Consider the following 12,989-nt stretch of genomic DNA (forward strand, 5'->3'; position numbering starts at 1 on the left):
AGAGGCAGTGGCCCGATGGCGGCGCAGTCTATTCCGCCGTTTAATCTTAATCGAGCAGCTGCCAGTCGGGTACAGTAATTGCGGGAGCAATCTTTCTGAGCTGTCCCATCACCTCTGTACGGATGCGCTCCAGGGCCTGTTCATTTTCAGCCTCAAAGCGCAGGGTTAGTGCGCTAGTGGTATTGGAGGCACGTACAAGCCCCCAGCCATCGGGAAACTCTATACGCAAGCCGTCGATAGTATTGATATCGGCATTGCCAAAATTCCCCTTATCGCGCAGCTGGTCTATCAGTGAAAACTTCTCAGTTTCCTCTACTGGTAGCAGGATCTCAGGGGTGCTGTGCATTTTCGGCAAGGTGTCGAGAAGCTCATCAAGACTTTGTTCTCGCAGTGCCATAATTTCTAGTACCCGCGCAGCAGCGTAGATACCATCGTCGAAACCAAACCAGCGGTCCTTAATAAAGATATGTCCGGAAAGCTCGCCGCCCAAAATGGCTTTGGTCTCCAACATCTTGGCTTTCATCGGAGAGTGTCCGGTCTTCCACATAATGGGGCGGCCCCCATACTGGCTGATTAGCTGGGATAAACTGCGACTGCTCTTAACGTCGAAGACAATATTTTCTCCCGGATTGCGCGCGAGGATATCCCTTGCCAGCAACATAACCAGTTGGTCTGCCCAAGCGATACGGCCGCTGCTTGAAATCAGGGTAACACGATCACCATCACCATCCAGGGCCACGCCCAGATCTGCTCCTGTAGCCAGAACCTTTTCAGTCAAGGCTTCGAGGTTTTCTGGTCTGGAGGGGTCCGGTGCGTGATTGGGGAAGTTGCCATCCACCTCACAATAGATCGGTGTTACCGCACAGCCGAGCTGCTCAAAGAGGCGGGGAGCCAGGTTAGAGGTGGCGCCATTGCCAGCATCGATAACCAAGTGCGGTTGCCCGGCGAGGGCGACATTATTGAAAACTTCATCGATATATTTATCGGTGATTTCTTGCTCCCGATTGGCGCCTTCCCCACTTTTGAATGGGCCTTTTTTCATCAACTGGTAGAGCCCCTGCAGTTTGTCTTCCGCCAGGGCGCGACCTTTCAGTACGATCTTAAAGCCGTTGTATTCTGCAGGGTTGTGGCTTGCGGTAACAATGACCCCACTACTGGTATTTTTTCCTTTCGCACAAGCGTAATAGAGAAGTGGTGATGGAATCAGGCCGAGATTAATAGAGTTGCAGCCACTATCTAGAATTCCCTCAATCAGGCACTGGCTAAGTGTTTCACTGCTATTGCGTCCATCTCGGCCAACTAGTAAGAGATGTTCTCCAGCGTGCTGTGCCAGGGTGCCGAGCGCTCTGCCTAGCTGATAGGCAAAAGGTTCATTGATTTCCTGCCCGGCGATTCCACGGATATCGTAGGCGCGGAAAACATGCTGGGGATACTCAGAGGTAAGAGGCAGCTCGGACTTGTCATCGTCACTTTCTGGCAAGTCCTTTGAACTATTTTCTTTTTCTTCGCTTTCTGAGTTCTCCGAATCGGAGTCCGAGATACTGGGTGCTGAGGCCAAGCTCTGCGGCAGAAAATCTGTATTGGGAGCCTGTGTAGTTCCTCCATCAGAGGCTTGTGGGTGCGCCTTATTAAACTCGCTGCCACTAGTATCCTTACTTCTTTCCCATGGGGCTCTCGAATCGCGAGGTAGGAATTTCAGTAGGGCGAGTAGACTCGCTAATATTCCAATGCCGGCTCCGATATAAATCCAGGATGTGGGCAGACTGTGCTGTTCGACAAAGGTTTTGGAGGGGCTGAAGTGGAGGCTTAAATAGCTGTCCTCAAGTTGCTCCACAGTGTTGTGGCCTTTTCCTGTGCCTGCGCGCCACAGAGTTTGTCGGTGGGCATCGGGAAACTTCTGCATTAACTGAACTTGTCCATGACTACCGCCCAGACTTTTTAAAATGTTTTCCAGCACGGAAAAGGGTTGGGTAGCCAGTAGTTGTTCATTTTCCAGGGTGATAACACTATGCAGTTGCCAGCTATTTTCCACACCTGTACGCAGTACTTCCATCGGTTGCTCAGGTGCTTCCTGGCTGCGCTTTAACAGATCGACCAAGGCAAAGTTCAGGGAGGGATTTTGCCCTGAGCCCACTCGAACCTGTTCGGAAGAAAAGGCCTGGAGGGATACCTGCTCAGGTAGTTTGGTAGATTCTGCAGGGAGCTTCCTTGATTCAAGGGCCTGCAGGCGCTTCGAATAGTCTGTGACGTAAGACTGCACGACTTCAGCTAGTTCGGCAGTTTTTTGCTTGGCGGCTAGCTCAATCTGCGAATGATTGTGGGGTATTACAAGATGCTGGATTAACAGATAGGCACCGCCCAGCCAAGCGACAACTACTAATAATAACGGTAAAAATAACCCTTTCTGCATGGTACCGCCTGGTTTCTTTTTGTTGTTGGAGCCCACAGATATCCCTGATTTGAGCGTAAATGTTGTCACTGAGCCTTGGAGGCGATGAGTTCAATGAGCTGTCGGGCTAGGTCGGTCTTTAATGCGGGAGCTAGTCGGCTCTGACCATCCGCATCTATCACAGTGACAGCGTTGTGATCGCTGTTAAATCCGGAGTCCGGTTGGCTCACATCGTTGGCAATGATCATATCGAGGTTTTTCCGCTGCAGCTTGCTCTGGGCGTGGGCGAGAACCTGTTCTGTCTCTGCGGCGAACCCGATAGTGAAAGGTCGTAGCTCAGTACGCGTGGCTATGGCTGCAACAATATCGGGATTTTTGATGAGGGCAATTGCATCATCATCTTGCCCGTCTTTCTTTTTGATTTTCTGCTCAGCGACTTGGGCCGGGCGGAAATCAGCAACGGCTGCTGCACTGATAAAGATATCGCAGTGATCGGCGACACTTTTGGCGGCCTCATACATATCCTGGGCGCTGATAACATTGATACGATTGACCTTTGGCGGCGTATCCAAATTTACGGGGCCGGCAATCAACGTCACTTCGGCACCGGCACTCTGCGCCGCCGCAGCCAGGGCGAAGCCCATTTTTCCAGAGCTGTGGTTGCTGAGGAATCTCACTGGGTCAATGGCTTCCCTGGTAGGGCCGGCAGTGATTACTACTTTGCGGCCCTGCAGTGAGTGGCTTGTGTGAAACAGGGATTCAGTGTGTTCCGCCAGGTTTTCTGGTTCCAGCATACGGCCGGGGCCCACGTCGCCACAGGCCTGGCTACCCGCGCCTGGGCCCCAGAATATGACTCCGCGCTCCTTTAGGGTCTGAGCATTGGCTGAGGTAGCTGCGTGGCGCCACATGGCTTGGTTCATGGCTGGTGCCAGGGCCAGGGGGGCTTCGCTGGCCAAACAAAGGGTGGTTAAGAGGTCATCAGCCATACCGGCAGCCAACTTTGCCATTACCTGGGCACTGGCTGGAGCAATCAGGATAAGATCAGCCCATTTCGCCAGTTCGATATGACCCATAGCGGCTTCTGCCGAGGGATCCAACAAGTCTGTATGCACCGGGTTAGCGGATAGCGCCTGAAAGGTCAGTGGCTGTACAAACTCCTGTGCTCCGGCGCTCATTACCACTCGGACATCGGCACCGCGCTCTTTGAGCCGGCGAACCAGGTCGGCACTCTTATAGGCGGCAATTCCACCGCTGATACCTAAAAGTATGCGTTTGTCGGCCAGAGAGGACATAAATGCTGTTTCCGATTTGGTGCGAGCCGGTAAGATTAGCATTTCTATGTCGTTTCTTATAAGACTGCAGTAGTGCTTCAAAGGCGCAGCGTGGAAGAGGTGTTCAGTAGATGTGCGATAGATAAGACACTGACTAACTGGGCTACAAATGAAAATAAAGGACTGGCCGGCAGGTGAGAGGCCTCGGGAAAAGCTGTTGGAGAGAGGAGCTGAGGCTCTGTCGGATGCAGAGCTATTGGCAATTTTTCTGCGCGTGGGGCTACCCGGCCTCTCAGCAGTGGATCTGGCCAGGAGACTTCTCAATGATTTTGGTGGCTTGCGCCCTCTATTAGAGGCCGAGCGAGATGACTTTTGCCGCGCGCGAGGGCTCGGCGACGCCAAGTTTGCACAGTTGCAAGCGGCGCTGGAAATGGCCAAGCGGCACTTGGCGGAGACGATACAGCACGGCAGCGCACTGTGCAGTCCCGGGGCGGTCAGGGATTACCTGGCAATCCAGCTCAGGCACCGGCGCAGGGAAGTGTTCTGCTGCCTCTACCTGGATAATCAACACCGGGTGATCGCTTTTGAGGAGCTGTTCGAGGGGACTCTGAATGCAGCGAATGTCTACCCGCGCGAAGTAGTACAGCAAGCGCTGTTGAAGGGAGCTGCGGCGGTTATTTTGGCGCACAACCACCCGTCTGGTGTCAGTGAGCCCAGCCAGGCAGATATCTGGATTACCGAGCGTTTGACCCAGGCACTAGAGCTGGTGGATATCAAGGTTCTGGACCATTTGATCGTCGGTGAGGGCAAGGCGCTATCCTTTGCAGAGCAGGGATTGATGTAAAGGTGTCGTTCCCGGCGTTGAAATGTTGTACAAAACTTGCTCCCTACGGGCTCTTTTGGTATAAAACGCCGCTCTTTGCGGCCGGGCCAGATTCTGCACAGGTTCCGCCGCCATCCAGGAACCGGATTAGAATCCCGATTTTTATGTTCCCGCACTACCTTTTCCTCTTCAGGATTGGCGCCATGCGGGCACAAGCGTTTTGAAGAGGCCAACAGATGTCCAAGGTATGTCAGGTAACCGGTAAGCGTCCGGTCACCGGAAACAATGTATCCCACGCTAAGAACCGCACCAAGCGTCGCTTTGTGCCGAACCTGCACAGCCACCGTTTCTGGGTTGAATCCGAGAAGCGTTTTGTGAAGCTGCGTGTTTCCGCGAAAGGCATGCGCGTTATCGATAAGAAAGGTATCGACGCTGTGCTGACTGAGCTGCGCGCCCGCGGCGAAAAAGTGTAACGGCTGTAGCCCAGCTAATAGATTGGAGATAGAGCAATGCGTGAGAAGATTCGTCTGAATTCCAGCGCCGGTACTGGCCATTTCTACACCACTACCAAAAACAAGCGCAACATGCCTGAGAAAATGGAGATCAAAAAGTACGATCCCGTTGTACGCAAGCATGTAATGTACAAGGAAGGCAAAATTAAATAATTGCCTACCGCTACTGTACAAAAAGCCCGGTTCTAACCGGGCTTTTTTGTGCGTATTGGAAATTGAGCAGCCAGTTTACACAGGGTAACTCCAGAAGATGCCAGAGCTCCCAGAAGTAGAAACCACTCTCAGAGGCCTGCAACCTCACCTGGAGGGGCATAAAATTCGCTCCGCAAAAGTGCGCCAGCACCAGTTGCGCTGGCCCGTGGAAGCAGACTTTGAGCGCCGTGTCCGCAATGCCCGGATACTGAAGCTGGAGCGCCGCGCCAAGTACCTGCTGGTGCACACCGATAAAGGCTGCGCTATCTGGCACCTGGGGATGTCTGGCAGCCTGCGAATGGTCGAGGCTGCACAGGCACCGGAAAAGCATGATCATATCGACTGGCGCCTGGATAGTGGTCTCACACTGCGTTACCGCGACCCGCGCCGTTTTGGTGCCCTACTGTGGACAGTGGCGGACCCACTGGCCCACGACTTACTCAGCCATTTGGGCCCAGAGCCTCTCTCGGAAGAATTTAGTGGTGACTATCTGTTCGAGACTTCGCGCAAGCGTAAGCAGTCTGTCAAAACCTTCGTCATGGATGGCCGTATCGTTGTGGGGGTGGGTAATATTTACGCCAGTGAATCTCTTTTCCTGGCGGGCATTCGCCCAGATCGACAGGCCGGTTCTATTTCCAAAGCCCGATACCAGCGCTTGGCTGAGTCCATAAAGCAGGTTCTCAGTCAGGCAATCGCCCAAGGTGGGACTACCTTGCGGGACTTTATTGGCGGCGATGGAAAACCTGGCTATTTCGCCCAACAGCTAAATGTTTATGGCCGTGCGGGTGAGTCCTGTCCCTCTTGCGGCCGAGCAGTCAAAGATATGGTTTTGGGCCAGAGAAATACCTTTTTCTGCTCTAGCTGCCAACGTTAAATCGCATCCTTCTGGCAGCTTTAGGCAATACTAATATCATCGTATTGCCGATAAGGAGCTGCTTAGTGGTCATGATATTGCCTTTTCTTACGGTCACCCTGTCGATTTGGGCCGTTTGGAATGGTCGTCGCGGCTCTGCAATGGGCTGGTGGTTGTTGACCTTGCTAATCTTCATTATGTGGTGTGGATATCATATGACGCGAGCACTGTCGCTGTCTTTCTAGGGACCGTGCCCATGATGGTGTTTATGGTCAGAAGGCTGGATAGCTTGGCGCTGTTAGCGGTAAGCATAATCCTATGGATTGCCTTGATCATGGAGTTGGTATCTCACCAACACCCCTGCCCTCTCTGTCTCTTACAACGTGTTGCCTTTGCCATGATTGGCATGGGATTGATGTTGAACCTGCGCTTTAGTATTCGTGCAGAGCATTACGGCGTTGTTATTCTTTCGTGTCTGGCCGGTCTGGCTGCTGCTGTCAGGCAGGTATTGCTGCATATCACCCCTGGCGATCCAGGGTTTGGCAGCCCAGTATTTGGCTTACATTTATACACTTGGTCTGCGCTGATTTTCTTTGTCTTACTGATCTACTGTGGCGTTGCATTAATGTTTGGCTTTAAGCGGCGAAGTTTTGCCACGAGAGAGTTTACTTTGATTGAAAAGTGCATTGCCATCTCGTTCTTCACTGTCGTGTTGGCCAATTTAGTCGCGGTTCTCCTCGAGTGCGGTCTGGGTCCCTGCACCAGTGGGTCATTTGGGTATCACTGGTTGTGGTCTCGAGGTTAGGCACACAAATGTGTCCGAGCTTTCTACACTTTTCCTGATAAGACCCGAGTCCCGGGGAATTGCGGAAAACTGTGAGGAGTCCCTATGCGTCTGGCCTGCCTGCTCATTTCACTATTGTTAATTGCTTGTGAACGAGCTGAATCCCCCTCGCCGGCCACCAGTGTTGAAACCGCCCAGCACGTTTTAAGGAATGCGTATATCTATACCGTCGACCCGGCCCGCAGTGTTGCCTCGGCAATGGCTATCCGCGATGGGCGCATTGTTTATGTGGGTACAGATCGGGGGGCAGAAGCCCTTGTAGGAGAGGGAACAAAGGTCACTGATCTCAGTGGAAAAATGGTATTGCCCGGTTTTATTCAGCAAATACCTGATGTTGGTATCAGTGACAGTTTGGATTTATCCACATATAAAACTGTAGAGGGGTATGAGAATAGCGTTCGTAAATTTATTCAGGCCAACCCCGAGAAGCAGCTTGTCGTTGGCAGCGGCTGGCGTCATGTCATTTTTGCACCACACAGACCACATAAAGCAATACTGGATCAAATAAATGATTTGATCCCCATTATTCTTTTCTCAGAAGATGGCGCCAGTGTATGGACTAACTCTGAAGGTATTGCCGCAGCTGGGATTGATATGGAGTCTAATTTTTCTGAGGGTGGTAGAATCGAAAAAGATGAAGATGGTCTTCCCATCGGTATTTTTCATGGTCGTGAAGCGGTGGAGGTTTTTTCCCGTCTGATACCCGTAAATAATGAGGGTGAAAAACCAACTCGAAGTTTTTCAGAGATTAAGAATATTGCGGCCCAGAGAGGCGTAACTACTTTTTTTCAGGCTGTAATGCCGCTCAATGATTTAAATAAATATCTCAGCGCCTTCGATCGCCCACTATCGTCAGAGAAATTGAGTTTGCGTATCCGAGCATCCTTTGAAATAGCGATGGATGTCACTGGTAAGAAACTTAGAGAATTGCAGAAGGTTGCAGAAAAATATTCCGGTGATGATTTCAAGATCAATTCGGTCAGCTTGAAAGCTGACAAGGTAGGTTTAGGTGATCAACGTGATTCAGGCCTATCGAGTGAACTTATTTCCAAGATAATTACTCGTGCTAATTCACATAATTTCCAGTTTTACCTGGATGCTAAGAGTAATAAAGAGTTGGCAGCTCTACAAAAGCTCATACAGATATCCCTGGATGGTGGCAGGGAGTTGGGATTGCGTAACACCCTGCTTAATATTAGTTCGGATAATGCTGGGAGTGTATTGTCAGCTGATAAGGAAAAACCGATTTTATTGCTGTCAGTAGCAGCGCGCTCAAAAGTTTCTCCAGATGATAAAAGTTACTTAACTGAAAGTCGAAAATCTAATACAGAGCCTCGTCATATAGCCGTGGTTATGGACTCGGGATATGTTGCCGGGCGAGAGGTGTCACCAATCCAGAACATCCATGCTGGAGTCAGTAACCAGATATCATTGGAGACAATGATTGAAATGTTCACTTTTACCGGTGCTGTTACGAATCACCTGGAGCAGGATACTGGTAGTTTGGAGGTGGGAAAGTGGGCGGACTTTATTGTTTTGGACAAAAACCTGTTTTTAATTCCGCAGCGAGATATTGGTAGTGTCCGGGTGATACAGACTTATTATAAAGGTCAGAAAGTCTATGACCGCAGGCGCTAAGGAGAGGAAGAAACCGAGGGGCAGTGCGCCCCTCGGTTGATCAATGTTAACGCCCTTGGGCGCTACCCTCGCGGCGGGGGTCGGCTCCCCCGTACAGCTTGTTATTTTGCAAAGCGATTGCATGGATACCACTGTTGAGGCCCCTTTCGACAACCTCGTGCCCACGGGCTTCGAGTTTCTCGATAGTATCGGGGCTGAAAAAGCCGGGCTCCAATTCGACCCTCTTACCGATTGCACCGATATTTCCCGCAGAAATCGCTTCGGCAATCGGCATATTCAAGCCCAGGTGGTAGAGAATGGTGCGCGCGGTGTAGTCAATAATTCGTGAGCCGCCGGGGGAACCCACCAGAAGGCGCATGCTGCCATCTTTGTTGAAAACGATGGTGGGGGACATGGAAGAGCGTGGTCTCTTGCGCGCTTGAATGCGGTTGGCCACCCGCTCCCCACTACTGTTTTTTGGAGTGAAGGAAAAATCGGTGAGCTGGTTGTTGAGCAGGAAGCCCTTCACCATCAGGCGCGACCCGAAGCCGGTTTCAATACTGGTCGTCATACTGACACCATTACCGTAGCGGTCGACAATCACTAAATGGCTGGTGTTGGGCAACTCTGGCGACTGGGCCATCACCCGCTTCACCCCGAGTTCGGCTGGGGTACCCGGAGTCGCAGCTGTGGCGGAGTCCGGGTCGATTAACTGCGCGCGGCGAGCCAAATAATCCCTGGACACCAGTGATTTACTGGGTACTTGGACAAAGTCGGAATCACCGGAGTAGGTGTTGCGATCGGCAAATGCCAGTTCCGAAGCTTCGATAAATAAGTGGGTGAGCAGATCACTGCCAGGCTCGAAGCGCTCCAGTGGGAATTGTTGCAGCATGCCCAGAATGCCGCCTACTGTGGTACCTCCGGACGACGGGGCATCCGCACCGCACACACGATATTCGAGAAACTCCGAACACAGGGGCTGGCGCTCCTTGGCCCGGTAGCTAACCATATCTTCGAGGCTCAGGAGCCCTGGGTTGGCACTGTCATAGCGCACAGCTTTGACGATAGCCTTGGCAATGTCGCCGTGATAGAAGGCATCCGCACCGCCCTGGGCAATGGCCTCCAGAGTTTCCGCGTAAGCTGGATTCTTCAAGTTGTGACCCACCGGCAGGGGCTTGCCATCACTGTTGAAGAAGTAGCTGGCAATTTCCGGTCGAGCAGCCACCTTCGGCATGCGCAGTAACAGCTGGTGAAGGCGCGGTGATATCTGAAAGCCGGATTTGGCCAGGTGTATGGCCGGCTGAAATAACTGCTCCCAGGGTAACTTGCCATCGCGCTCGTGAGCCATTTCCAGCATTCGCACAACACCGGGAACGCCGACCGAGTAGCCGCCGATTACAGACTCAAAAAATGAACGCGGCTTGTTGTCGCGGATAAAGTAATTTTCGTCTACCTGAGAGGGGGCTGTCTCGCGCCCGTCGTAGTACTTGAGCTTCTTTGCCGCAGCGTCATAGCTGAGCATAAATGCGCCGCCACCAATCCCGGAGGATTGTGGTTCTACCAATCCCAATACCATCTGAGCGGCAATGGCGGCGTCCACAGCGCTGCCGCCCCGGGCGAGAATCTGTTCGGCAGCCCGGCTGGCATGGGGGTTGGCAGTGACTGCCATATAGAAGTTGGCCGTTGAGGACTTAACGGCAGTGCGACCGGTATCAAACTCCGGTTGTGGTTCATCGGCAAAAGCGAAAGCGGGACTCAGAACCAGTGCAAAGGCGGCGAGAAAGTTGCGCACGTAACACTCCGCGGATTGTGGATAAATCCGCTCGAGTGTATCAGAAATAGCCAGATTCAGGCTTAACGAAATTTCTCTTCCAGCGCGCTTTGTACAGCAGCCGGAACAAACTTGGTGACATCGCCGCCCAGGGAGGCAATTTCACGTACTAAAGAGGATGAAATGTAGGACAAATGTTCTGCCGGTGTCAGGAACAAGCTTTCCATATTGGGCGCTAACTGGCGGTTCATATTGGCCAGCTGGAACTCGTATTCAAAGTCGGACACCGCGCGCAGACCGCGCAGTACGCCATAAGCATCTACCTGGCGCACCAGGTCGGCGAGCAGGATATCGAATCCAATGACTTCGACATTGGGCAGGTGACCGAGAACTTTTTGTGAAAGTTCTACCCGCTCCTCTAAGGTGAACAGGGGGTTTTTGCGATTGCTGGCAGCCACAGCCACGATAACGTGGTCAAACAAGCGGCATGCGCGCTCCACCAAGTCCAAGTGACCATTGGTGATGGGATCGAAGGTTCCGGGATAGACGACTTTTTTCATACGCCAGGGCTTAAATGCGGGCCGAATGGGATGCGAATGGTAAACAATTTACGGCTAAGGTCAAAACCGAATCTTTTTATTCTTTCCTAACCTGCCGGGCCAGCACGGCGAAACAAGCGCATACACACCTGTCCGGCACGTTTTTCTTTTTCCTGTTCCCAGCCAGGTACTGATGCAACCACTGTGTCTCGCGGTGTTTCCACATAGATTAATGCATCCTGCGAAAGATGGCCGGACAGGGCGCCTAGAGTTGCCTGCCAAAGATTGTCAGCAAAAGGGGGATCGATAAATACGAGGTCGTATTTACTTCCATTACTTCCGAGGAACTCTTCTGCACTACAGTTATGGACTTTGGCTTCCCGGGCGTTTAACTGTTTTAACTGTTCCGCCAGGGTTCGCGCAGCGCGAGTATTTAGCTCGACAAAATCTACTGAGCCAGCGCCTCGGGATAGCGCCTCCAGACCCAGGGCACCTGAACCGGCAAAGAGGTCCAGGCAGCGGGCGTCGGGCAGGTAGAACTGCAGCCAGTTAAACAGAACCTCCCGCAGTCGGTCGCCGGTAGGTCTCAAGCCCTCCACTGGGGCAAACTGTAATTTTCGCCCGCGCCACTGTCCGCCAATGATGCGTAACTGTGAAAGGTTTTGCGGGCTTTGCTTTCGGGATGAACTTCTGGCCAAGGTAACTCTCTACTGGGGGCTTAGCGATGCTAAGATTAGCGTCTTTCTGCAAGCGGTACATCCGGACATACGAATGATTTTTGACTTCCTGCGCAAAAAGAAGAAGCGCAAGCCCGAACAAAGTGAGCCCCAGCAATCCCAGGCGGAGGTCACTGCTGCGTCTGAAGAGGAATCATCGGCGCAGAGCCCTGAGCCTTCAGCTCTAGATAAAGAGCCCTCGGCGCTGGACAAAATGCCCTCAGACATAGAGGAAAAGTCGCCTGCTCAGGGAGAAACCTCCGCTCTGGAGGAAGCAAAGGCCCCTATCGATAAACCCACTGCCCCAGCTTCTGTCCCCCAAGAGGAAAGTGCCGGCTGGGCGCAGCATACTGATGCGGCGGGCGAGCCGGAGGCCGTTGTCGAAGCCTCCCAGGTGGTTGCAGCAGAGCCTGTAATAAAAGAAGAGGCCGAGAAGCCAGCCCCGATTCAACCTGAGCCAGCTCCAAAACCCAGAGCCAAAGAGCAGCTGAAACCGGAAGCCAAAAAGAAAGAGGGCTTCTTTGCTCGTATTCGTCGCGGCCTCAGCCGCACCAGCAACCAGTTTGTCGAGGGGATGGGAAACCTGTTCCTAGGGGCCAAGGAGATCGATGAAGATCTGCTGGAAGAGCTTGAAACACAGCTTTTAATGGCAGATGTGGGAGTTGAGGCTACCAGCGAGATCGTCGAGCGCCTGACCGAACGGGTATCCCGTCGGGAACTGGCCGATGGCGATGCACTTTACAAGGCATTGCAGCAGGAGCTGGCTGACTTACTCGATAGTGTTGATGCTCCTCTGGAAATCGATATCAGCAAAAAGCCTTACGTCATCCTGGTAGTGGGCGTAAACGGTGTGGGTAAAACCACAACAATCGGCAAGCTGGCCCACCGCTTTCTCGGTGAAGGTAAGTCGGTGATGTTGGCTGCCGGTGATACATTCCGTGCTGCAGCAGTTGAGCAGCTGCAGGTTTGGGGGCAGCGCCACGATGTACCGGTTGTAGCGCAGCATACCGGTGCCGATAGTGCGTCAGTTATTTTCGATGCGGTTCAGTCTGCCCAGGCGCGCGGCGTCGATGTGGTAATTGCCGATACCGCCGGGCGCCTGCACACCAAATCCAACTTGATGGAGGAGTTGTCCAAGGTGCGCCGGGTGATGGGCAAACTGGACCCCAGCGCGCCCCACGAGGTGCTGTTGGTACTGGATGCTGGCACTGGCCAAAATGCAATTAACCAGGCCTCTCAGTTCCGTGAGGCGGCCGGCGTTACTGGCTTGGTGCTGACCAAATTGGATGGTACTGCCAAAGGCGGCGTTATCTTTGCCCTGGCTCGTCGTTTCGGCATCCCGGTGCGTTTTATCGGTGTGGGTGAGCAGGCGGAAGATCTACAGCCATTCCGCGCTCGCGAGTTCGTATCCGCCCTGTTTGGCCGCGATAAGGCCTGATAGTTCGCCTAGGAAATAACAAGA

13 protein-coding genes are annotated in these 12,989 nt (G+C 52.8%); 8 read left to right on the forward strand and 5 right to left on the reverse strand.

Annotated features, from left to right (window positions below):
- Positions 1-46 precede the first annotated feature (46 nt).
- Together ACJJIZ_RS02910 and coaBC are read right to left on the reverse strand one after the other, a co-directional pair.
- Positions 47-2,410: a phosphomannomutase/phosphoglucomutase gene (locus ACJJIZ_RS02910; RefSeq protein WP_444915166.1), complete on the reverse strand. Its 2,364-nt coding sequence runs from the start codon at positions 2,408-2,410 to the stop codon at positions 47-49.
- 65 nt (positions 2,411-2,475) lie between these two features.
- Positions 2,476-3,681 carry a bifunctional phosphopantothenoylcysteine decarboxylase/phosphopantothenate--cysteine ligase CoaBC gene (gene coaBC, locus ACJJIZ_RS02915; protein ID WP_444915167.1) on the reverse strand — a complete coding sequence of 402 codons (1,206 nt, stop codon included), beginning with the start codon at positions 3,679-3,681 and terminating at the stop codon, positions 2,476-2,478.
- Positions 3,682-3,829: 148 nt separating this feature from the next.
- Here coaBC and radC point away from each other — a divergent pair, with 148 nt between their 5' ends.
- The 7 genes from radC to ACJJIZ_RS02950 all read left to right on the forward strand — a co-directional run bounded on the left by radC (position 3,830) and on the right by ACJJIZ_RS02950 (position 8,522).
- Complete coding sequence (gene radC, locus ACJJIZ_RS02920) at positions 3,830-4,504, forward strand: RadC family protein (RefSeq protein ID WP_413663818.1); 675 nt, start codon at positions 3,830-3,832, stop codon at positions 4,502-4,504.
- 215 nt (positions 4,505-4,719) lie between these two features.
- Complete coding sequence (gene rpmB, locus ACJJIZ_RS02925) at positions 4,720-4,956, forward strand: 50S ribosomal protein L28 (protein ID WP_020413982.1); 237 nt, start codon at positions 4,720-4,722, stop codon at positions 4,954-4,956.
- 36 nt (positions 4,957-4,992) lie between these two features.
- A complete protein-coding gene (rpmG, locus tag ACJJIZ_RS02930) occupies positions 4,993-5,148 on the forward strand; it encodes a 50S ribosomal protein L33 (protein ID WP_020413983.1) in 156 nt (51 codons plus the stop codon).
- 97 nt (positions 5,149-5,245) lie between these two features.
- Positions 5,246-6,061: a bifunctional DNA-formamidopyrimidine glycosylase/DNA-(apurinic or apyrimidinic site) lyase gene (gene mutM, locus ACJJIZ_RS02935; RefSeq protein ID WP_444911810.1), complete on the forward strand. Its 816-nt coding sequence runs from the start codon at positions 5,246-5,248 to the stop codon at positions 6,059-6,061.
- 71 nt (positions 6,062-6,132) lie between these two features.
- On the forward strand, positions 6,133-6,285 hold the full coding sequence (locus ACJJIZ_RS02940) for a DUF5993 family protein (RefSeq protein ID WP_444895664.1): 153 nt from the start codon (positions 6,133-6,135) through the stop codon (positions 6,283-6,285).
- 11 nt (positions 6,286-6,296) lie between these two features.
- Complete coding sequence (locus tag ACJJIZ_RS02945; RefSeq protein ID WP_413663816.1) at positions 6,297-6,845, forward strand: disulfide bond formation protein B; 549 nt, start codon at positions 6,297-6,299, stop codon at positions 6,843-6,845.
- A gap of 84 nt (positions 6,846-6,929) precedes the next feature.
- Positions 6,930-8,522, forward strand: a complete 1,593-nt coding sequence (locus ACJJIZ_RS02950) for an amidohydrolase (protein WP_444915168.1) — start codon at positions 6,930-6,932, stop codon at positions 8,520-8,522.
- Between the two features lie 46 nt (positions 8,523-8,568).
- Here ACJJIZ_RS02950 and ggt read toward each other — a convergent pair whose 3' ends face one another.
- From ggt to rsmD, 3 genes are all read right to left on the reverse strand, one after another.
- On the reverse strand, positions 8,569-10,293 hold the full coding sequence (gene ggt / locus ACJJIZ_RS02955; protein ID WP_413663814.1) for a gamma-glutamyltransferase: 1,725 nt from the start codon (positions 10,291-10,293) through the stop codon (positions 8,569-8,571).
- A 62-nt stretch (positions 10,294-10,355) separates the two neighbouring features.
- On the reverse strand, positions 10,356-10,832 hold the full coding sequence (coaD, locus tag ACJJIZ_RS02960; protein WP_282930647.1) for a pantetheine-phosphate adenylyltransferase: 477 nt from the start codon (positions 10,830-10,832) through the stop codon (positions 10,356-10,358).
- A gap of 86 nt (positions 10,833-10,918) precedes the next feature.
- A complete protein-coding gene (gene rsmD, locus ACJJIZ_RS02965) occupies positions 10,919-11,509 on the reverse strand; it encodes a 16S rRNA (guanine(966)-N(2))-methyltransferase RsmD (RefSeq protein WP_444915169.1) in 591 nt (196 codons plus the stop codon).
- 505 nt (positions 11,510-12,014) lie between these two features.
- Between rsmD and ftsY the strand changes: the two genes are divergently transcribed.
- Positions 12,015-12,965, forward strand: a complete 951-nt coding sequence (gene ftsY / locus ACJJIZ_RS02970; RefSeq protein ID WP_282934620.1) for a signal recognition particle-docking protein FtsY — start codon at positions 12,015-12,017, stop codon at positions 12,963-12,965.
- Positions 12,966-12,989 lie beyond the last annotated feature (24 nt).

This window comes from Microbulbifer maximicatervae (SeqCode) (assembly GCF_052467225.1).

Coding starts and splice junctions, on each gene's coding strand:
- ACJJIZ_RS02910 (WP_444915166.1), bottom strand. CDS start 2,410: ATGCAGAAAGGGTTATTTTTACCGTTATTATTAGTAGTTGTCGCTTGG.
- coaBC (WP_444915167.1), bottom strand. CDS start 3,681: ATGTCCTCTCTGGCCGACAAACGCATACTTTTAGGTATCAGCGGTGGA.
- radC (WP_413663818.1), top strand. CDS start 3,830: ATGAAAATAAAGGACTGGCCGGCAGGTGAGAGGCCTCGGGAAAAGCTG.
- rpmB (WP_020413982.1), top strand. CDS start 4,720: ATGTCCAAGGTATGTCAGGTAACCGGTAAGCGTCCGGTCACCGGAAAC.
- rpmG (WP_020413983.1), top strand. CDS start 4,993: ATGCGTGAGAAGATTCGTCTGAATTCCAGCGCCGGTACTGGCCATTTC.
- mutM (WP_444911810.1), top strand. CDS start 5,246: ATGCCAGAGCTCCCAGAAGTAGAAACCACTCTCAGAGGCCTGCAACCT.
- ACJJIZ_RS02940 (WP_444895664.1), top strand. CDS start 6,133: ATGATATTGCCTTTTCTTACGGTCACCCTGTCGATTTGGGCCGTTTGG.
- ACJJIZ_RS02945 (WP_413663816.1), top strand. CDS start 6,297: ATGATGGTGTTTATGGTCAGAAGGCTGGATAGCTTGGCGCTGTTAGCG.
- ACJJIZ_RS02950 (WP_444915168.1), top strand. CDS start 6,930: ATGCGTCTGGCCTGCCTGCTCATTTCACTATTGTTAATTGCTTGTGAA.
- coaD (WP_282930647.1), bottom strand. CDS start 10,832: ATGAAAAAAGTCGTCTATCCCGGAACCTTCGATCCCATCACCAATGGT.